Origin of the sequence: Komagataeibacter xylinus (genome assembly GCF_031081985.1) — a bacterium.
GTDB classification, from domain to species: domain Bacteria; phylum Pseudomonadota; class Alphaproteobacteria; order Acetobacterales; family Acetobacteraceae; genus Komagataeibacter; species Komagataeibacter xylinus_E.
Genome location: NZ_JARWSK010000001.1, coordinates 149,112 through 168,564 on the forward strand (window position 1 = coordinate 149,112; position 19,453 = coordinate 168,564).

Consider the following 19,453-nt stretch of genomic DNA (forward strand, 5'->3'; position numbering starts at 1 on the left):
ATACAGGACTGTGACAATCCGCCATTGTTTTGTCGTGTCGGGCCAGCACGATGGCAACATAAGGAGTAAGGATGATGACTCGTACAAAATCATGGACCGTGGCCTTTGTTGCGATGGCCCTCGCGCTGGCACCCGTAGCGGGTTCATCCATGGCGCATGCCCAGCACGGCCCCGGTGGTGGTGGCCCCGGTGGAGGGCCCGGCGGGGGCCATGGCGGCGGATTTGGCGGTGGACCGGGCGGCCACGGCGGTGGCCCGGGTTTTGGTGGTCCCGGTGGCGGCGGTTTCCACGGCGGCCCGCATGGTGGTCCGGGTGGTGGCCCGCGCGGTGGTGGCTGGGATCGTGGGGGCTGGGATCGCGGCGGTTGGGGCGGCGGCTGGGATCGTGGCCCCGGCTGGTACGGACCGCCGCCCTATCCGTATGAAGGATACGGGTATGGATATGGCTATCCCGGCTATTACTACCCGTATGGTGGTTATGTCGGTGGCTGGGGGTGGGGCGGCTGGTAAGTCCGGCTGAGGCTTCCTGAAAAAAAGCCTTCGCGCGTAAACATCGTCTGTTTCTCGTCTCTTACGGGCGGTTGGCCATCCTGCCTCTCAGGGCAAGGAGGCTGGCCGCCAGAAGCCCGGCAAATGACAGGGCGGCAAACCATGAAAGCAGCCCCGTAACTGGCCCCTGAACGCCCACGGCCAGCCCCAGCGCCCCGGTGGGCAGCCCCAGCCGCAGCATGCGGGCAAGGCGCTGGCCTGTGGGGCCGGGAGCCGGCAGGCCATAGCGTGCGGGCCACAGGGCAGCATGATTCATGAAAGCTCCCAGCCACAGCGCGAGAAGAAGCACGAAGGTCATGCGCCCTGCCGCCCCAGCCGGTGCCGGGCGTAAAGCGCCACGATTGCGGCAACTGATCCCATGCCATCCACCGCCATGTGCAGCCCCGGCAGCGCATGGAACGCGGCGGGGCTGCAAAGCAGGTCAAGTACCGGCAGGCTTGTGCCGAGCAGCCCGACAAGGCCAAGCTGCACCCGCCATGCGTGGTGTGCCTGTACCCGCAGGGCATTAAAAAGGGCATGCGACGCACATAGCGCCCATACCGTAAAGAAAATTCCCGTTTCCCAGTCTTCACGCCCGGTCAGGCTGGCGGGTAAAAGCCGGTTGCCTTCCAGAAAAGCCAGCATGGAGGCGGGCAGCCCGGCAATAACCGTTACGTTCAGCCCATCAGCCAGCCGGTGCGCCCATCTGTGGCCTGCATGGCAGCGGCGCTTCATCACGAACAGCACAAGCCCGCTAGCCATGACGGCAGTGCCACACAGGCCGGACAGGAAATACAGCCACCGCAAACCCGGCGGGGCAAAACGGGCATAATGCAGCCCGTGCATCAACTGCATGGTGCGGGCAATGGAGGTGGCGGTTGCATCAACCGGGAGGGGACGGCCTTCGGGCAGGCTGAAATCGGCATGGTCACGGGTCAGGAACGCGCTGCTGGCATCACCTGCAAAGATGGATACGCGCTGTGGGGCAAAAAGGATGAAACCCGGTTCCTGCCCCGCCAGGCTCGCGCGCGCCTGGGCCAGCAGGGGGGCCAGTTGCACCCGCGTCATGTCCGGTATCGGGGCAGGGGGGAGTGCGGGCACCTGCACAGACCGCGCGGCGGGGCGTGGCGCCACAGGCACGATCATGTCCGCCTTAACCAGCACGCCCGTATAGGCCATCATGACCATGAAGGGCAGGAACAGCACGCCCATCAGCAGATGCGCATCAAGCCATGCCCGCAGCCGGGCCGCGGACAGGCGCAGCAGGATAATATCAGGCACCAGCGCGTGAAGATGAATGACAACGCCGGATATAATGGCAACCAGAAGGATCATTCCGGCAATATTGACAATAATCGTGCCCGCCTGCGGGCCAAGGAACAGGGTGTGGTGGAAATTATAGAACAGCCCGCCCCCTGCCGTAACCCGTGCCGGTATGACCGTGCCCGTGGCCGGGTCGAGCCGCGTGCCAACAAATTCATGGCCGTTATAATGCAGCACGTCCAGCGTGGGCGAGCGGGCCGAGGGCAGGGCGATAAAGGCCGATACGCCACGGGCCTGCCCGGCCGCGACCAGATGTGCCGCCGCATCCAGCGCCGGGGGGCTGGGTGGCACAGGAGCGCTCAGGCGCACTTCCGGCTGCATCCAGCGCGTGATTTCCATATTGAACACCGCCACGCTGCCAGTGGCGAAGATGCAGGTCAGCACCAGCCCGGCCCCATAGCCAAACCAGCCGTGCAGCCAGCCAAGGCGGGTGCGCAGGGTCTCGCGCATCAGGCTGCAAACAGGATCAGGCTCGCGGCAAGGCCGCCACAGGTCCCCACCATCAGCAACCCCGCATGCCGTTTCCATGCGCCAAAGCCGAACACCACCATGACCGGCAGGCCAAAAAGCGCGATCATCTGGCCCAGATGGACGCGGTCTGTCGTGGTAGAACCTGCGGCAATACCGGCCACCAGCAGGCGGGCAACGCCATAGGCCAGCAGGCAGGCCACCACGGCGCAGGCCACCCTGTTGCGGTTGAGGCGTGTGGTGTGCGCAAGCCGGTCAGAGGGCCTTGTGCGAGGAACAGGTTCATTAATGCGACGCATTTGCATATTATGCCTATGCCACACAATGTCCCGCCCTGCGAAGCCCCCGGAAGCGATATTTTCCCGCTCCCGCTCTGTTCAGCATGCAGGTGCCCAAGGCCGTGAAGTTGCCCTGATCGAATTAAAGATAAAAGTTTTTGGGTGCCGCCTTTTTTCAAAAAGGCGGCGTCTGGCGAAGCGTTATAGAACAAATTTTCTCATAAGTCCGGGGCCTAGCTGTAATTTACGCCGGCTGCCCTGCAGGGGGCGTGAGGCGACCGGGATTGGCTTTCCAGTCGCGCAGGGCTTCCTCGCAATAGGGCAGCACTTCAAACACGGCCATGGCCCCGAGTGCGCCCAGGGCGTAGCGCAGGCCCAGTGGCATGCGCTTGAGGCGGATGGGGTGGGAGCGGATCACCTTGCGCCCCAGCAGCGCCTGCAGCTGCGGCCAGTGCAGCACGGCTATCAGCGCAACGGCCAGCAGTGGCACCATTTCGAGGAAGCTGTGTACATGCTGCTCCACCGGCTGCACCTCGCGCCGGGTTACGGCGTAGCTTACATCCCACATCGCCGTCGCTTCATGCACGAAAAACGAGGCGATCATCAGCGACAGCACGGGCGCGTCAATTTCCAGGAACAGGCCCGCCAGCACGGGGAAGGCGGCCTCGCCGAGCATAAGCAGATGGATGCCGGTTTCCTTCAGTCCGGTCGTGTGCTCGATATCCGTGCGGCGGTGGCACCACCAGTCGGTCAGACCCGCTGTCAGCCACAGCGGAATCACAAAATACTGGATCATCTTGCGTGCGACCTGCCGTGTCGTGTCGGTCTCGGCGGGAGCTTGCTCATGCGGTTCGGGGTGGGAGGCTGGCGGGGATGCATGCGCCGTGGCCATGGGCGCATCGGCTGCAACCTTGCGCCCGCGCCACCAGGCAACAAAACCGGCCCCCAGCGTGGCAGCGCCCGCGCAGAGCATGGTGGTGGCGTAATAGCGCAGAAAAGTCAGGTTCTTCATCATCGGGCTGCCCTTCCTTTACGGCGCCGCGCGGTGAGGGGCTTTGGCAAACAGGGCGATGATGGCCGGACAGAAAGCCTTGAGGTCATGCGGATTGCGCGACGTGACCAGCATGCCATCGCGCACCACGTCGCGGTCTACCCAGTGCGCGCCTGCATTGGTCAGGTCCACGCGCAGCGAGGGCCATGAGGTGAGCGTATGCCCGCGCACGCCCTCGGCGTTGATCAGCGTCCACGCGCCGTGGCAGATGGCGGCAATCGGTTTGTCCGCCTGCACGAAGGCCCGCACGAAGCTGACCGGCATGTCCACATGCAGCCGCCGGGTGGGGTTTACATCTGCCTTCATGGCCTGGATTTCACCCGCTTCGGGTGCAACAAGCACCGTGTGGGCGCCTGCCGCGCGCAGGGCCGCCGCCGGTTCGCTCAGTTCCACCTCTTCCACGCCATTGGTGGCCAGGAAGGCAATGCGGCGTCCGGCCAGCGTGCCATGGGCAGCAGGGGCCTGCGGGCTCGAATTGTGGGTGGATGAGGCTGACATCGCGCCGGATGCATGGATGGCCATGGCTGTTCTCCGTGTGCTGTAAAACAGGGTCTTGGTGAAGCCCTTTTCAAAAAGCTTCAAAAGAACGCCGCCTTTTTGGAAAAAGGCGGCACCCGAAAACTTTTATCATTTGCTATGAATGATTTTACTTTCAGGCACCCTTTTGATGGGTGTTATCATTCCAGATAAGGGTGATGGGTCACTTCGTATCATGCGGCTGCGAGCGTGGCCCGGTGGTGCGCCCCTGCGATGGCGGATCGCTGGCCGGAAAGCTCTCGTCAAGCGCTTCGTCGCGGCCCTCGTCTTCATGTTCCTCGGCGGGGGTGGGCTTTTTTTCTTCCTTGGGGTCGGGGTTGCTGGACATGATCATGCATCCTTGCGCTGAAGTGGCGGTGATGGGGGCGGCGGATCATCAAACGGGTCCGGACCGTCTGGCCCTGCTGGCGGCGGGTCACGCAATGGCGGGGGTGGACCTGGTGGGGGCATGGGGGGCTGGCCACAGGGGATATACATGCCTGTTCTCACATAAGGCACGGAACCGCGCGGTATCGGGCGCAGGTTCCGTGCGGCTGCATGGTTTACTGTTCGCTGCTATCGGCGGGTGAGGGGGTCTTGTTGCCACCGCGGCTGCTGCGCCCCTCCGATCCGGGGTGAGTATGGCTGTGGCCATGCGGGGTGGCGCTGCCAGAGGAATCATTATTGTCCGGTGGCTGCGTGCCGGGCTGTTCGCCCACGGTGCGCGGGTTGTTCCACAGCTTGTCCGACGGTTCGACGCGCTGGCCGTTTGTGGAGGTGGCCGAGGGCGGATTGCGCCCCACCTGCGAGGCCGCTGAATTGGCTGTGGGCGCCGGCTGCTCGCTGGGCATGGCAGATGACTGGGCTACGGCAAGGGCAGGTACACTTGCCACGACGCCTGCAAGCAAGGTGAACTGCAGAATCTTTTTCATGGTTGTGTCTTCTTTCATTGAGGGGATGCACCACGCATTGAAGGCATGACACGAGGCAAGGGTTGCAGCATGCACCCGTCTGCCGTGTGAATACTTATGCGTGGCCTGAATGTGGGCGTGAATACTGTAAGGGTTGCCCGGTTGCCGTCAGGGTTTCCTGGCGGGTGTCGCGTCGGGCTGGCCTTCGGGGCGGGCGTGTTCATCGCAGCCTTCGGCGCAGTGCTGCTGCGTGCCCTTGTGGCTGGTGGCTTCGACCCGCTCGTCGTTGTCGAGGCTGGATTCCGGCTCGTCCTCGCCCTTGCGGGGCTTGCCGTGCCCTTCAGCTTTCGGGGCGGCGCGGCCTTCATCCACGGGGGTTGAAGGCGCAGCGCCACCACGCGCGTGCTGGTGCGTAAGGTAAGACATGATCCCTGTCCTTTATGGAAAAGGCAACAGTCACAACTGCATCGTGTCCTGCTGTCAGTCAGTCAACGGCACACGGGCGGGATGGTTCGGGCCTTTTGCGCGGGTGGTGGTAAATTAATAAGTGATGCCGCTGCGCCTGCAACCAGCCCCTGCATCATGTCGCGGCCTGCGGTGGTGGCCCGAGGGTCACGGCCACGATATGGGTCACGCCATCATCCACCATCCCGATCGGGTCGGTGGCGGGCAGGTCCGCGCCATCAAGCACGACATGGCGCACGCCCGTGCTGACATGCGCGGGGTTGCTGACCGTTATGGCATAGGTTGCGGTGCGCCAGCGCAGCCGCGCCGTGAATTCGGGCCATCCGGGCGGAATGCATGGGTTAACGACCAGCGTCGTGCCCAGCACGCGCAGGCCAAGCAGGCTTTCCACGCCCACGCGCTGCATCCACCCGGCTGAGCCGGTGTACCACGACCAGCCACCGCGCCCCACATGCGGCGGGCGGGAATAGACGTCGGCTGCGACAACATAGGGTTCCAGCCGGTAGCGTCCGGCGGCCTCGGGGGTCAGGCTGTGGTTGATGGGGTTGATGATGTGCAGCAGGGCATGCGCCTGCGCCCCGTCGCCCAGGGCTGCGAAGGCCATGACAGTCCACAGGGCGGCATGGGTGTACTGGCCGCCATTTTCGCGTATGCCCGGCGGGTAGCCACGAATATAGCCCGGATCCGGGCCGATGGTGTCAAAAGGCGGGGCAAGCACCAGCACCAGTCCTTCATCGGCGCGTACCAGCAACTTACGCACCGAGCGCATGGCGTGGGCCACCCGGTCAGGCGCACCGACGCCAGACAGCACCGACCATGACTGTGATATGGCATCAATCTGGCATTCCGCGCTGGTATGTGACCCTAGTGGCGTGCCGTCATCAAAATAGGCGCGCAGGTACCAGTCGCCATCCCAAGTGGCCTCGAGTGCGGTGGCGAGGGCCTGCCTGTGCGCCTCCCACGCCTGCGCGCGGGCGTGCTCGCCCCGGCTGCGCGCCAGCGGAATGAAGCTGCCTAGGGCTGCGTGCAGGAACCAGCCCAGCCACACGCTCTCACCCCGGCCATGCTCGCCCACGCGGTTCATGCCGTCGTTCCAGTCACCCGTGCCCATCAGCGGCAGGCCGTGCGCGCCCGTGGCCAGCGCCTGATCGAGCGCGCGGGCACAGTGCTCGAACAGCGTGCCCGTTTGCGATGAGACCGCCGGGACCATGAAGCGGTCATGTTCTTCCAGCGGCAGGGGCGGCGCTTCGAGGAAGGGGATGATCTCGTCAAGCACCCCGCCGTCGCCCGTCGTGCTGACATAATGCGCCACCGTATGGGCCAGCCAGGCCCGGTCATCGGAGATATGGGTGCGCACGCCCGCGCCGGTCAGCGGCAGCCACCAGTGCTGCACGTCGCCCTCCACGAACTGGCGGCTGGCCGCGCGCAAAAGGTGGGCGCGCACGGCTGCGGGGCGGCACAGCGCCAGCGCCATGCCATCTTGCAACTGGTCGCGAAAGCCGTAGGCCCCGCTGGCCTGATAGAAGCCCGCCCGCGCCCACACCCGGCTGGCTAGGGTCTGGTACAGCAGCCAGCCATTGAGCATGATGTCGAGCGCGCGGTCGGGCGTACTGACCTGTATGGAGCCGGTCACCTGCTCCCACGCGCTGGTTGCGGCTTCAAGCACGGCATCAAGGTTGGCCGTGCGGTAGTGGGTGATGAGGCGGCGGGCGTCGGCCTCGTTTTCCCCTTCACCGAGCAAAAAGACGATCTCCACACGGCCTCCCGGTGGCACGGTGGCCATGGTCTGCACCACGCCACACGGGTCCAGCCCCGCGCCTGTGCGGCCCTGCACGCCGTTGGGGCGGGTGAAGGCGGCTGGGTTTTCCACGCTGCCGTTGCGTCCGATGAAGGCCGTGCGATCGCCTGAACTGGCACTGAGGTAGCCGCCCATATCAACAAACGCGACCCGGCCTGCATATTCCGCCTGCCAGCGATTGCGCGCGAACAGCGCACCCGTCTCGCCATCGCGTTCGGTCAGGATGAAGGGTGCGGCCTTGCTGCGCGCGGGGCCAAGCACCCATTCCACATAGGCCGTAACCGACAGGGTGCGCGGCTGGGCGGAGAGGTTGCGCAACTGTATGCGCGTGATCTTGACCGGGTCCGTGGGTGGCACGTACTGCAACAGCGTGCTGGCAATGCCGTGGGCCACACGGTCCTGGCATGTGTAGCCACGTCCGTGGCGGGTGACGTAGGTTGCCGCCGCGTCGCGCCGTGTCGCGGCACTCGGGCACCACAGCGTGCCGCTGTTCTCGTCGCGCAGGTAGATGATCTCGCCGCAATGGTCGCTGACCGGGTCGTTCGACCACGGCGTAAGCTGGTGCTCGCGGCTGTTGCCCCACCAGGTATGGCCGCTGCCTTCCGCCGTGACCTGAAAGCCGAATGTCTCGTTGGTGATGATGTTGACCCACGGCGCGGGCGTGGTCTGGCCGGGGGCAAGCACGATCACGTATTCGCGCCCGTCCTGTGCAAATCCGCCATGCCCGTTGAAGAATTCAAGCGCGGGCACGGGCGGCACGGCAAAGGCGGTGGCGGGCTGGCGCGGCATGGCGCGCGCGGGAAGGCCGGGGCGTGCCTGCGCACCATCGGCGCGGTCAAGCTGTTCGGCCAGCCCCTGGCCTGCCACCAGCACCACGCGCGCGACCGACAGGATCAGGTCCAGCACCACGGGCGCGACGAGATCGGCACGCAGCACGCGCACCGAACCCGCCGTGCTGGCCGTGCGCAGTGTGGCATGCACCATCTGGTCGAGTGCTACCTGCAGGTCCTGCATGTAGGAGGATGGATGTTCGTTGAGAATGACAAGATCCACCGCCACCTGCTTGAGGCGCAGATATTCCTGCGCCACGAGCAGGTGACGCACCACAGCCGTGTCATCGGCGGCCCTGATGCGCAGCACGAGCAGCGGCAGGTCGCCTGAAATGCCCTGCCCCCACAGCAGTGGCTGCGGCCCGGCGCCGCGGGCAATGGTCGTGGCATCGGCCCGCAGGGCGGGGCCTGCGTAAAGGATGTGGGCGGCAAGGCGCTGGAACAGGTCCGCCGTGGCGGGGCTGATGTCGAGATGGCGCAACTGCACCTGTGCCTGCGTCCAGGCCAGCGTGCGCACGCGCGTGAAGGCCGTGGCATCCTGATGGGTGTCGATCATGTCCAGCAGGGCGGCGCGGGTGGGGGCGGCCATGGTCCACACCGTGAGGCGGGCCACCGCGCCGGGGCGGATGGAGAGCGTGGTGCGGATGGCAAAGGCCGGGTCGAGCACCGTGCCGGTCGCACCCGACAGGCGCGCATGCGCATTCAAGGCGGCAGGGTCATGCACATCGTGGCGGCGGCCGATAAAGCGGGCGCGGTCGGTTTCCACCTCGACCGCGCTGTCGCACACTACCATCTGCGCCACCCATATCCCGGCTTCCTCGGGCGCGCGCCTGCGGCGGGTGGCGATCAGCGCGCGGGCTTCAGGCAGGTATTCGGTCTGCACGAACAGTTTGGTGAAGGCCGGGTGCGCCAGGTCCGCGTTCTGCCCCAGCAGGGCCAGTTCGCTGTAGCTGGTGACCTCGATCTCCATCGTCTCGCTGCCTGCGTTGTAGAGTGAAAGCTGGCGGGTCTCGGCGTCATCCTCGGCGGAGACCAGTATTTCCAGCGTCGTGGTCAGGTTGGCGTCGCGGCGGGCGAACTCGGCGCGATCTTCATGAAAGGCCACGCCATATTCATCCGGCTGTGCTGCACAGGGCTGTGCCGTGGCCGACCATACCCGGCCCGTGCCCCGGTCGCGCAGGTAGATGTACTGGCCGTATTCATCGCATGTCACGTCCTCGCGCCAGCGCGTGACGGCATGGTCGAGCCAGCGGCTGTAGCCTGAGCCTGCCGCCGTGAGCATGACCGTGTACCGTCCGTTGGAAAGCAGGTGGGTGACCGGCTGCACCGTGTCGGCCCGGTCAAGGTAACGGCCCGCGGGCGTTGTAACGGGTGGGGCGGGAGCCTTGCTGTCATCTTCGAGTGGCAGGGGGCGGGCTACGGCGCCCCTGCGCGGTGCACGTTCCTGCAGCAGCAGTTCGGCCGAGGCCATGAGCGGATCATCATGAAAGCGCGTGCGCATGATGCCGCCCATGAGTGTATCGGCCACTGCAAGGATCGACATGCCCTGATGGTGCGCCATATAGGCCCGGATGATGGCGACAGGGCTGCGGTCCGGCACGCGGCCGGGCGTGTAGTCGAGGGATTCATAAAACCCGTACCGGCCCAGCGCGCCGGTTTTTTCCAGCACGTACAGGTTGGCCACCGCCTTTTGCGGGTCGACCATGGCGGCAAGCGCCGTGGCGTAGGGGGCCACGACCCGGTCAAGCCCCAGCCCGCGCTTGAGCCCCAGCCCCGGCACGCCAAAGTTGGAATACTGGTAGGTATATTCCAGATCACGCACGTTATAGGCGGATTCCGATATGCCCCATGGCAGGCCGCGCGCCTGCCCGTAGGCGATCTGGCGCTGCACGATCAGCGTATTGGTCTGCTCGAGCAGGCTGCCCATGGGCGCGCGCATGACCAGCGAGGGCATGAGATATTCAAACATCGACCCCGACCACAACACCAGCGCCGCCCCGTTGCCCACCGGCGTGATGGAGCGGCCAAGGCGGAACCAGTCCTGGGCGGGCATGTCGCCCTTGGCGATGGCGAAAAACACCGCCAGCCGCGCCTCCGAGGCCAGCAGGTCGTAGCAGTTTGTATCCTGCGTGTCCTCCGCCACGAGGTAGCCGATCGAGAGCAGCTTGCGCGCCGGGTCGCACAGGAACCTGAAATCCATCTCCTGCGCCATGTGCCGCGCCGCCTGCGCGAGGGCGACAAGGCGCGGGGCAAGGGTTGCGTGCAGGCCTTGGTCAAGGTCGCGCGCGTGGCTCTCCAGCGTGCGCAGGGGCGCCGCGATCCAGAACAGCGGGTCGGCTGCACTGTCAGGCGCGGTGTCGGGCAGGTTGCTGTACAGCACGGCAGCATGATCGACCGTGGCCTGCGCCTGGCGGCGCAGGCGGGTGAGTTCGGCGGTCGATCGGGCTGCTGTGTCGGACAGGATGGCGTTTTTCAGCCCCGTGAGCAGGCGCAGCAACTGCCGTTCGGGGGCGCTATGGTTGCGGCGCGCGCCATTGCTGAAGGTGAGATCGGCCATGGCGATGTTGAGCGCATCGGTCATGCCCGCGCGCCACGGGTCGGTTTCCGGCCCGCGTTCAGCCCAGCGCTGGCACGCGCTGGCCAGCGCGATGAGGTGACCGGCCATGTTGCCGCTATCCACGCTCGACACATAGGCAGGGTCAAGCGGGCGCAGGTCATCGGTTGCATACCAGTTGTAAAAATGCCCCCGGTAGCGCGGCATGCGCGCCAGGGTGGCGAAGGTCGCCTCCAGCCGGGCTACGGTATCGGCCAGTCCGGTCCAGCCAAAGTCACGCGCGCTGATGGTGCATAGCAGGTAGAGGCCGATATTGGTGGGCGAGGTGCGGCGCGCCAGGAGAGGGGCAGGGTCTTCCTGAAAATTGTCAGGGGGCAGCATGTTGTCGGCGGGGGTGACATAGGTCTCGAAAAAGCGCCATGTGCGCCGCGCGGTCATGCGCAGGGCGCGGATATCGGTGCGCGAGGGGCGCGAGCGCGCGGCAATGACCGGCGTGCGGCTGGCCCACATGGCAATGGCGGGCGAAAGCCCCCACAGCACCGCCACCGGCACGCACATGAACAGGCTCCACGGCGCCCACAGGCATGTGGCAAGCGTGATGCCACCTGCCAGAACCGGCCCGGACAGCATATGCCCGTAATACCCCGCAAGGCCGGGGCGCATGCGGTCGGTCAACTGGTCGGCCGGCACCCATTGCAGCATGTGCCGCCTCGTTATGAACACGCGCACCATCGTGCGCCCGATCGCATCGGCCATGAACCATGCCTGGTGGGCAAGGAAGGTGATGTTGAGGAAGGTCATCACCCCCGCCTCGGCGCTGGCAGCGCCGAGCACGCTGAAATAGCTGCGCAGCGTGATCCATTCCCGCCGGGGCACGAAATCGGCCAGCACGGGCAGGAAGGCGGGCAGGGCGATGGCCAGCAGCATGAAGGCGGTCCAGGCAAGGGCCACATGAAAAGGCAGGAACCATGCCCCCACCAGTGCGGCAGTTGCCAGCGGCATGCTGAGCGTGCGGCGCAGGTTGTCGAGCATCTTCCACCGTGCGATGCCTGATACATGGCTGCGTGGCGTGCGGCCCGCGCCCGACATGACCCATGGCAGAAGCTGCCAGTCGCCGCGTGTCCAGCGATGCAGGCGCTGGGCGGCGACAAGGTAGTCGGTGGGAAAATCCTCCACCACCTCGATGTCGGATGCCAGTCCTGCGCGGGCGAATATGCCCTCGAACAGGTCATGGCTGAGCAGTGTTGAGTCCGGCACGCGCCGTGCAAGGGCCGCCTCGAAGGCATCGATGTCGTATATGCCCTTGCCTGCGTATGACCCTTCGCCAAACATGTCCTGGTACAGGTCGGACACGGCGGCGGAATAGGCGTCTATGCCGCTCGCACTGGCATAGATGCGCTGGAACAGCGTGCTGTGGTGGCCGACCGGCAGGGCAGGCGTTACCCGTGGCTGGAGGATGGCATAGCCTTCATGCACCCGGCCCGATACGGGGTCGAAGCGCGGGGCATTGAGCGGGTGGGCGATCTTGCCGATCAGCCGGCGCACGGTGTCAAGCGGCAGGCGCGTGTCGGCATCAAGCGTGATGACGTATTGTATGGCCTGTGGCAGGGGGTGTGCTGCTGGCATGAAGGTGGTGTCGGTCGCGCCGCGCAGCAGGCAGTTGAGTTCGTGCAGCTTGCCGCGCTTGCGCTCCCAGCCCATCCAGACCTGTTCGCTCTCCACCCAGACCCGCCTGCGGTGCAGCACGAAAAAGCGCGTGCCACCCGGGGCAGGGCCATATTTGTGGTTGAGTTTCGCCACGCCCGCCAGTGCTGCCGCCAGCAGGGGCTGGTCATCGGGCGCGTTCGGGGTAGGGGTGTCGGGCCAGTCGGACAGGAGGGCGAAATGCACTTCGTCATCACGCGTGGCAAGGTAATGCACCTCAAGGCGGGCCAGCAGGGCGGCTACGGTGGCGGGCGTGGTGAGCAGGGCGGGCACGACCACCATGCTGCGTTGCGTGGACGGAATCCCCTCCCTGAACTCAAGCCCCGGCAGGGCGGTGGCCTGTATGACCTCGAGCGCCAGGCGGTTCACGCACGCGACCGCCGCCTCGGATGCGGGCACGAAGGCAAGGGCCGCCAGCAGCCATGAAGCGCCCCCCATGGCGGCATCGCACAACCACAGTGGCAGGGCGAGGAACAGGAGCGTCAGCGTGGTGACGACTGCGCTGTAGGCCATGATGCCCCGTGCGCAGAACGCCCGCACCAGGGTGAGCCTTGCGGTGGGGCGAAAGCCGATGGCGTGCTCAAGCTGCGCCCTTCCGGCCATGAGCAGGTAATAGCCGGGGTCGGCGCGGCGGGGGTCATCGGGTGTTGCTTCCCCGGCCTGCCGGGCCAGGGCTACCGCGCGTTCGGCTATGGCGATTTCGCCCAGTTCGCTGCCGTGGGCTAGTTCCTCGATGGCCTTGCGGTACAGGTCGCGACTGGCAAAATCAGCCCTGCTGAAGCTGTCATAGGCCCCCAAAACCCGGTTGACGAGGCAGACCCGCTCGAAGGCGTCGGTCCAGTCAAATCCCGCGATCAGGCGCAGGCTGGTAATGATGTTGCGGATGGTGGCGTTGAACGAGCCCTGCTCCAGCAGGTCGTCATGCACCGCGTTGTCCATTGTGGTGCCCCGGTCGGCCAGGCGCTGCGCCAGCCAGATCAGGGCAGGATCCTTTTCCGGGTCCAGCCCGCGTGAGCGGTGGACAAGCTGGGCGGTAAAGGCATGGGTGAGCGTGTGTGGCGCCACCGAGGCAAGCAGTGCGGACAGGGTGGCGGGCGTATCCTTGCGGCAGGCGGCAAGCTGGTCGGCAAGGGCGTCGGCTTCGCGCCTGCTGGCATTGTTGGCCATGATCGCGCCCGTGACCCGGCGCAGGTTCTCGATCAGTACGATGCGCAGCGTGATGGATACGGCCCACAGTTCGCCAATGTTCAGTGGCGTGACACTCTGGTAGGCCAGCAGGTAGGCATAGAGCATGGCGGGCTGGATATTGCTGTCAGTGTGCGCCACGAGCGCCCATGTCACGCCAAACACGCGTGGCAGGCCCGCAAACGGGCCGCCCGCCAGCTTGGGCAGGCGCGCGTAGTAGCCCGGCGGCAGGTCAAGGTCCGTCTCGCGGATCTGCATGTCGATCAGCGCGTAGTTATCGGCCAGCCACTGGGCGGCGGGGGTCAGTTGCCTGCCCGCCTGCATGGCCTCGGCAATGCGGGCATCCGCCGCGCGCAGGAAGGCGCCGTTCTGCGCCAGCCTGCGTGCCAGGGGCTGCCCGTACCCGCGTGGGTCAGGGGTTATGGTCTGGGCGACGGCCAGGCTTCTGGCATGGGCTTCGAGCCGTTCGGGGCCAAAAATCTCGCTTCTGATGGGTGTGGCATCCTCCTGCCATGCTGGCCGGGCGGTCCATCGGGGCAGGCGCGCCAGCCAGGAGCGCAACGCACCACCGGGTCGAGAGGGGCGTGTGGTGGCGTTCATGTCATGCTCCAGCCGGAGCGCGTGGCAGGCAACCGCCACGCGCTCGCGTGTTTTTATTTACGGAAAAGGCTTTTCCTTGGTTGTTGCACCGGGGGCTGTTGCGCCGGGTTGGCAAGACGGTGCCACAGGCCGGACCGGGCCTGCGCTGGTGGCGTACCGGGCCGTGTGGGCGCCAGTGTGACGGATGGGGGCTGGACCACGGGCTTGTCCGGGCCTTGTGCCGGGCGGGTGCGGGATGCATCCATCGGCTGTTCTCCTTTGTCTGGAGCGGGTGGCTACATGTAAAGGGTGGTGCAGGGGTGCCGCGCACAAGGGCGGCCTGCATGGCATGAACGGGCACCGTGCGGCACCGTTTCATGGCGGTGTCGGTATTTTATTTCATTCATGCGGTCATGACTGATTGAGGGGCGCGACACGACACCAAAAAGACATGAATTATTGTCGTTCATGGGCATGAATATTTTGTCAGATACCGATGGCCCGGCCTGTGCGTTAAAGGGGCAGGCCCGGCTGAGACAGGTATGGCATTCATGTCCAATGTAGCGCGCTTTGAGTATATCCTCATGCTGATCGTGCTCATCGTCGGGCTGGAACTTGCCGCGCGCAAGATGCGCCTGCCGCCGGCCGCAGCCCTTGTGCTGGGTGGTATTGCCATAGCACTCGCCCCCGGCCTGCCGGTGCTTGAAATCGACCCTGACCTCGTGCTGATCGTGTTCCTGCCGCCGCTTTTGCTGGCGGGGGCGTATTTTTCGGTCTGGCATGCGTTTCGTGTGCATCTGTTTGGCATCCTGCAACTTGCGGTGGGGGGCGTTGCGTTCACCACGTTTGCCGTGGGGCTGGCCGCGCACTGGCTCATTCCCTCCTTGCCGTGGGCGGGGTGTTTCGTGCTGGGCGCCATTGTCGCCCCGCCCGATGCGGTAGCGGCCAAGGCCGTGCTCAAGCACGTGGTCCTGCCGGAGCGGATCACGACGCTGCTGGAAGGCGAAAGCCTGCTCGATGATGCGGCGAGCCTCGTCATCTACCGCTTTGCCACCGTTGCGGTGCTGACCGGCTCGTTCAGCCTTGTGCATGCCACCGTCACCTTTGCGTGGCTGGCCATGGGCGGGCTGGTGCTCGGCGGCGGGCTGGGGTGGTTGTGGATCAGGCTTTTGCGCCGGGTGCGCGACCGGATCCTGAGCATTACCATGACGCTGCTGCTGCCTTGGGTGGCCTATATCGGGGGGGAATGGCTCGGGGCGTCGGGGGTCATCACCACGGTTGTGGCGGGGCTGGTGCTGGGGTGGCGGCAGCATGACGTGTTCAGCGCCGATGAGCGCCTGCGCTGGGCGGCGGTGTGGGAAGTGCTGGTGTTCCTGTTCGAATCCCTTGTCTTTGTGCTGATCGGCATGGCGCTGCATGCCATCGTGCTGCGCCACAGGGGCACGGGCTGGGTGGCGCAGGATGTGTTTGGTCCCGTCATGGGCATTGTGCTGGCGGTCATGATCTCGCGCTTTGTGTGGATGGCCCTGACCGAGGGGCTGCGCATCGCCTGCGTGCCGCCATCACGGCGGCCGGGCATGCGGGGGTATCTGACCTATGTTGCGGTCATGGGGTGGTGTGGCATGCGTGGCGTGGTCAGCCTGGCCATCGTGCTGGCGCTGCCCGAGGGCATGCCCGAGCGTGACATCATGCAGATCGCGACCTTCGTGGTCATTCTGGCCACCGTGCTGGGGCAGGGCACCACCATTGGCTGGCTGATCCGCATGACGGAGGGCGCGCGCGGGCAGGTGGCAGGGCAGCGGCAGTACCTGTCGGTATCGCAGGCGCGCGCGCTGATCGCCCGCGTGCAGGAGCGTGTCATGCAGCATCTGGCCTATGACGCGGATGGGCAACTGGTGCATGACCGCCTGCTTGAGCAATATGCCTACCGCGCGGAGCTGGCCGAGCGTTTCAGCCATGAACAGGAGGCCCTGCAGGGGCGGCAGGATGCCCATTACCGTGCCCTGCTGGCCACCATAAAGGCGGGCCGCGCCGAATTGCTGCGCCTGCACCGCAGTGGCGAGATCCATGATGCCGTGCTGCACCAGCTTGAGCATGAACTCGATTTGCAGCAGATGACGGCGGAAGGGGCTCTGATCTGAGTAGGTTTCAATCAGCTTCGCCAAAAAATTCTGAATGGTTTGCGCCAGTAGGTGCGCGGCGGGCAGCTTATTGCAATCCGGCAGCATTCGGGTGCAATGACAGCCAGATGACCGTTCCGACCACTCTCCTGCCACAGCGCCTGCGGGCTTTCTTATGTTCCCCCGCAGGGGGTGCGTGCGCGTTGCTGCTGGCCTCCGTTCTGGGCTTCGGGCTGGCCAATTCGCCCTGGGCCGGGGCTTACGGGGCGGTAGCGCATTGCCCGTTCAGCGTTGCCATGCTGGGCGCGCAGGGGCCACGCACCTTGAGTGCTTGGGTGTCCGAGGGATTGATGGCGCTGTTTTTCCTGACCATCATCCTCGAAATCCGGCACGAAATCAGCGATGGCCATCTTTCCTCACCCCGCAAGGTCGCCCTGCCGCTGATTGGCGCGCTAGGCGGCATGGTGGTTTCGGCACTCATTTACGCTGTTGTAACCCGTGGCACGGCGGAGGCGGCGCGCGGATGGGCCGTACCGATTGCGACCGATGCCGCCTTTACCCTGCCCATCATCCTGCTGCTGGGCGCGCGCGTGGCCCCTGCGGCACGGGTGTGGCTCATGGCGCTGGCCGTGTTTGATGACCTGCTGGGCATCGGGGTGATTGCGATCTTTTACGGTTCCGCGCCCTGCTGGCCCGCGCTCGCAGGTGCAGGCATGGTGCTGGCGGGGTTGGTTGTGGCCCGTTGTTGCGGGGTGGTCAACGCTGGCGTTTATGGGCTGGGTGGCGTGCTGTTATGGGGCCTGTGCGTGCGCGCGGGCGTGCAGCCAACGCTGGCGGGTGTGGCGATTGGCGCGTGCCTGCCTGCCGCGCTGGCGCGACCGGGGCTGAATGCGGTTGTGACATGGGGGGTGCTGCCGCTGTTTGGCTTCCTCAATGCAGGCGTGTCGCTTGCGGGGGCGCATATGGGCATGTTGCTGGCGCCCGTGCCGCTTGGGGTCACGCTGGGGCTGGTGGTGGGCAAGCCCGTGGGCGTTTTTGGCGCGAGCATGCTGGCGGTCAGGCTGGGGGTGGCAAGCGTGCCGGAGGCAACCCCGCGGCACATGCTGTTCGGGCTTTCGCTCTTGTGTGGCATTGGCTTTACCATCAGCCTGTTCATTGCAAGCCTTGCCTTTATGGACCCTGCTGTGGTGGGGACTGCGAAGCTGGGCATCTACGCGGGCTCCCTTGTTGCGGCGCTGTCGGGTTGGGTGTGGCTGCGGTTCGGGGGCAGGCCATCATAAAACGTTTACTTTATCCATTCGCCTCGCTGGCGTGTCCCTGCATTGCTGCCGCAAGCAGCGTTGCAAGCCAGTCGGCAAATACCTGCACCCGGCGCGACAGATGGCGGCGGTGTGGGTAGAGCAACGCCATGGGCATGGGTTCGGGCCGCCAGTCGGGCATGACATCAATGAGTTCGCCCGCGGCAACATGGTGGCGCACGTCATAGGCGGGCACCTGTATCAGCCCCAGCCCGGCCAGGGCGCAGGCCACGAGGGCTTCGGCGCTGTTGACCGTAACCCGGCCCGGCATCTGCAAACTCTGTACCGTGCCGCCCGCCATCCATTCCCATGCCTCGACCCGGCCGGTGGCGGGGGAGGCATAGCGCACGGCCTCGTGCAGCGGCAGGTCGGCAGGCGTGCGGGGCGTGCCCTTGCGGGCCAGATAGGCGGGGCTGGCCACGTTGACGAGCGGCAACTCGCCCAACTGCCGTGCAATCAGCGCTGAGTCCGCCAGCGGGCCGACACGCAGCACGCAGTCAATCCCGTCCTCGATCAGGTTTACGGTGCGGTCGCTGACGCCAAGTTCGATGTCGATATCAGGGTAGTCGCGCAAAAAGGCGGGCAGGGCAGGGGCCACGATCAGCCGCCCGATGCGCCCGGGCAGGTTCACGCGCAGCAGGCCACGCGGTGCGGTGCGGTCCTTGCGGAACAGGGTTTCGGCTTCCTCCACATCCGTGACCAGCCGCACGCAGTGCTCATAGAAGGCGGTGCCATCAGGCGTGGGGGTGACGGAGCGGGTGGTGCGGGCAAGCAGCCTCGTGCCCAGCCGGTTCTCGAGTTCCTGTATGGCGGCCGAGACCGAGGAGCGCGGCATGCTGAGCGTATCGGCAGCACGGGTAAAGCTGGCGGTTTCCACCACGCGGGTGAAGATACGGAACAGGTCGATACGGTCCACGGCAACCCCGGCATGCATTGGGTGTTTGTTCGTCAATCCTGACAGGTGTTGTCAGGAGTGGGAACTTTATAGCCTGATCCTAGCTGATACTGTGCAGGGAGCAAAAGCGCCACCCGCGCTTGCCACGCATGAACGGAGGCTCGACATGGTAGATCACACGATCAAGGGTAAGACGGTTCTAATAACAGGTGGGGCCAAGAACCTTGGCGCGCTCGTGGCCCGTGACCTTGCGGCCCATGGCGCAAAGGCCATTGCCATTCACTACCACAGCGCCGCCGCAAAGCCCGAGGCCGAGAAAACACTGGCGGCGCTGAAGGCTGCTGGCGTGCATGCCGTGGCCTTTCAGGCCGACCTGACCGAAAATGGCGCAGTGGCCAAGCTGTTTGCCGATACGGTGGCCGCTATCGGCCGTCCCGACATTGCCATCAATACCGTGGGCCAGGTGCTCAAGAAGCCGATTGCCGAGACGACCGAGGCCGAGTTCGATGCCATGTTCGCGATCAATACAAGGGTTGCGTATTTCTTCATCAAGGAAGCGGGCATTCACCTCAACGATAACGGCAAGCTGCTCACCCTCGTGACCTCGCTGCTCGGGGCGTACACGCCGTTCTATTCCACCTATGCGGGCTCGAAAGCAGCGGTTGAGCACTTTACCCGCGCGGCATCGAAGGAATATGGCGCGCGTGGCATTTCGGTCAACGCGATCGGGCCGGGCCCGATGGATACGCCTTTCTTCTACGGGCAGGAAGCGCCCGAGGCCGTGGCCTACCACAAGTCTGCCGCAGCGCTTTCCCCCTTCAGCCGGACCGGCCTGACCGAGATCGAGGATATAGCCCCCTATATCCGTTTCATCGTATCGGAAGGGTGGTGGATGACCGGCCAGACCATTCTGGTCAATGGCGGTTACACCACCAAGTAGGCCGCGGGCGG

14 protein-coding genes are annotated in these 19,453 nt (G+C 65.4%); 4 read left to right on the top strand and 10 right to left on the bottom strand.

Going from position 1 to position 19,453, the window contains the following annotated elements:
* The first annotated feature begins 71 nt into the window (after window positions 1-71).
* The gene (locus QEG70_RS00715) at window positions 72-509 is read left to right on the top strand and encodes a hypothetical protein (protein ID WP_308718874.1); all 438 of its coding nucleotides are present in this window, start codon (window positions 72-74) and stop codon (window positions 507-509) included.
* Window positions 510-570: 61 nt separating this feature from the next.
* Here QEG70_RS00715 and QEG70_RS00720 read toward each other — a convergent pair whose 3' ends face one another.
* The 9 genes from QEG70_RS00720 to QEG70_RS00760 all read right to left on the bottom strand — a co-directional run bounded on the left by QEG70_RS00720 (window position 571) and on the right by QEG70_RS00760 (window position 14,210).
* Window positions 571-846: a hypothetical protein gene (locus QEG70_RS00720; RefSeq protein ID WP_308718875.1), complete on the bottom strand. Its 276-nt coding sequence runs from the start codon at window positions 844-846 to the stop codon at window positions 571-573.
* Window positions 843-2,300 (bottom strand): PepSY-associated TM helix domain-containing protein, encoded by a 1,458-nt coding sequence (locus tag QEG70_RS00725; protein ID WP_308718876.1) that lies wholly within the window; start codon window positions 2,298-2,300, stop codon window positions 843-845. The genes QEG70_RS00720 and QEG70_RS00725 overlap by 4 nt, the downstream gene beginning before the upstream one ends.
* Complete coding sequence (locus QEG70_RS00730; protein WP_308718877.1) at window positions 2,300-2,617, bottom strand: hypothetical protein; 318 nt, start codon at window positions 2,615-2,617, stop codon at window positions 2,300-2,302. The genes QEG70_RS00725 and QEG70_RS00730 overlap by 1 nt, the downstream gene beginning before the upstream one ends.
* 223 nt (window positions 2,618-2,840) lie before the next feature.
* Window positions 2,841-3,611, bottom strand: coding sequence for a hypothetical protein (locus QEG70_RS00735; RefSeq protein ID WP_308718878.1), 771 nt, complete (start codon window positions 3,609-3,611; stop codon window positions 2,841-2,843).
* Between the two features lie 15 nt (window positions 3,612-3,626).
* Window positions 3,627-4,169 carry a DJ-1/PfpI family protein gene (locus QEG70_RS00740; RefSeq protein WP_374762521.1) on the bottom strand — a complete coding sequence of 181 codons (543 nt, stop codon included), beginning with the start codon at window positions 4,167-4,169 and terminating at the stop codon, window positions 3,627-3,629.
* A 178-nt stretch (window positions 4,170-4,347) separates the two neighbouring features.
* Entirely contained in the window at window positions 4,348-4,512 is a 165-nt protein-coding gene (locus tag QEG70_RS00745) for a hypothetical protein (protein WP_308718879.1), read from the bottom strand.
* A 214-nt stretch (window positions 4,513-4,726) separates the two neighbouring features.
* Complete coding sequence (locus QEG70_RS00750) at window positions 4,727-5,095, bottom strand: hypothetical protein (protein ID WP_308718880.1); 369 nt, start codon at window positions 5,093-5,095, stop codon at window positions 4,727-4,729.
* Between the two features lie 147 nt (window positions 5,096-5,242).
* Window positions 5,243-5,500 (bottom strand): hypothetical protein, encoded by a 258-nt coding sequence (locus tag QEG70_RS00755; RefSeq protein WP_308718881.1) that lies wholly within the window; start codon window positions 5,498-5,500, stop codon window positions 5,243-5,245.
* Window positions 5,501-5,654: 154 nt separating this feature from the next.
* Window positions 5,655-14,210 carry a GH36-type glycosyl hydrolase domain-containing protein gene (locus tag QEG70_RS00760; RefSeq protein WP_308718882.1) on the bottom strand — a complete coding sequence of 2,852 codons (8,556 nt, stop codon included), beginning with the start codon at window positions 14,208-14,210 and terminating at the stop codon, window positions 5,655-5,657.
* A 530-nt stretch (window positions 14,211-14,740) separates the two neighbouring features.
* On the opposite strand from QEG70_RS00760, the gene QEG70_RS00765 reads away from it, so the two are divergent.
* Window positions 14,741-16,330, top strand: a complete 1,590-nt coding sequence (locus QEG70_RS00765; protein WP_308718883.1) for a cation:proton antiporter — start codon at window positions 14,741-14,743, stop codon at window positions 16,328-16,330.
* A 107-nt stretch (window positions 16,331-16,437) separates the two neighbouring features.
* The gene (gene nhaA / locus QEG70_RS00770) at window positions 16,438-17,589 is read left to right on the top strand and encodes a Na+/H+ antiporter NhaA (protein ID WP_308718884.1); all 1,152 of its coding nucleotides are present in this window, start codon (window positions 16,438-16,440) and stop codon (window positions 17,587-17,589) included.
* Between the two features lie 10 nt (window positions 17,590-17,599).
* Here the strand turns inward: nhaA and QEG70_RS00775 are convergent, their stop codons facing one another.
* A complete protein-coding gene (locus tag QEG70_RS00775) occupies window positions 17,600-18,523 on the bottom strand; it encodes a LysR family transcriptional regulator (RefSeq protein WP_308718885.1) in 924 nt (307 codons plus the stop codon).
* A gap of 145 nt (window positions 18,524-18,668) precedes the next feature.
* Between QEG70_RS00775 and QEG70_RS00780 the strand changes: the two genes are divergently transcribed.
* On the top strand, window positions 18,669-19,442 hold the full coding sequence (locus QEG70_RS00780; RefSeq protein WP_308718886.1) for an SDR family oxidoreductase: 774 nt from the start codon (window positions 18,669-18,671) through the stop codon (window positions 19,440-19,442).
* Window positions 19,443-19,453: the final 11 nt, after the last annotated feature.

Excerpts from the sequence above, each read along its gene's own strand:
- QEG70_RS00715 (WP_308718874.1), top strand. The coding sequence starts at position 72 with ATGATGACTCGTACAAAATCATGGACCGTGGCCTTTGTTGCGATGGCC.
- QEG70_RS00720 (WP_308718875.1), bottom strand. The coding sequence starts at position 846 with ATGACCTTCGTGCTTCTTCTCGCGCTGTGGCTGGGAGCTTTCATGAAT.
- QEG70_RS00725 (WP_308718876.1), bottom strand. The coding sequence starts at position 2,300 with ATGCGCGAGACCCTGCGCACCCGCCTTGGCTGGCTGCACGGCTGGTTT.
- QEG70_RS00730 (WP_308718877.1), bottom strand. The coding sequence starts at position 2,617 with ATGCGTCGCATTAATGAACCTGTTCCTCGCACAAGGCCCTCTGACCGG.
- QEG70_RS00735 (WP_308718878.1), bottom strand. The coding sequence starts at position 3,611 with ATGATGAAGAACCTGACTTTTCTGCGCTATTACGCCACCACCATGCTC.
- QEG70_RS00740 (WP_374762521.1), bottom strand. The coding sequence starts at position 4,169 with ATGGCCATCCATGCATCCGGCGCGATGTCAGCCTCATCCACCCACAAT.
- QEG70_RS00745 (WP_308718879.1), bottom strand. The coding sequence starts at position 4,512 with ATGTCCAGCAACCCCGACCCCAAGGAAGAAAAAAAGCCCACCCCCGCC.
- QEG70_RS00750 (WP_308718880.1), bottom strand. The coding sequence starts at position 5,095 with ATGAAAAAGATTCTGCAGTTCACCTTGCTTGCAGGCGTCGTGGCAAGT.
- QEG70_RS00755 (WP_308718881.1), bottom strand. The coding sequence starts at position 5,500 with ATGTCTTACCTTACGCACCAGCACGCGCGTGGTGGCGCTGCGCCTTCA.
- QEG70_RS00760 (WP_308718882.1), bottom strand. The coding sequence starts at position 14,210 with ATGAACGCCACCACACGCCCCTCTCGACCCGGTGGTGCGTTGCGCTCC.
- QEG70_RS00765 (WP_308718883.1), top strand. The coding sequence starts at position 14,741 with ATGTCCAATGTAGCGCGCTTTGAGTATATCCTCATGCTGATCGTGCTC.
- nhaA (WP_308718884.1), top strand. The coding sequence starts at position 16,438 with ATGACCGTTCCGACCACTCTCCTGCCACAGCGCCTGCGGGCTTTCTTA.
- QEG70_RS00780 (WP_308718886.1), top strand. The coding sequence starts at position 18,669 with ATGGTAGATCACACGATCAAGGGTAAGACGGTTCTAATAACAGGTGGG.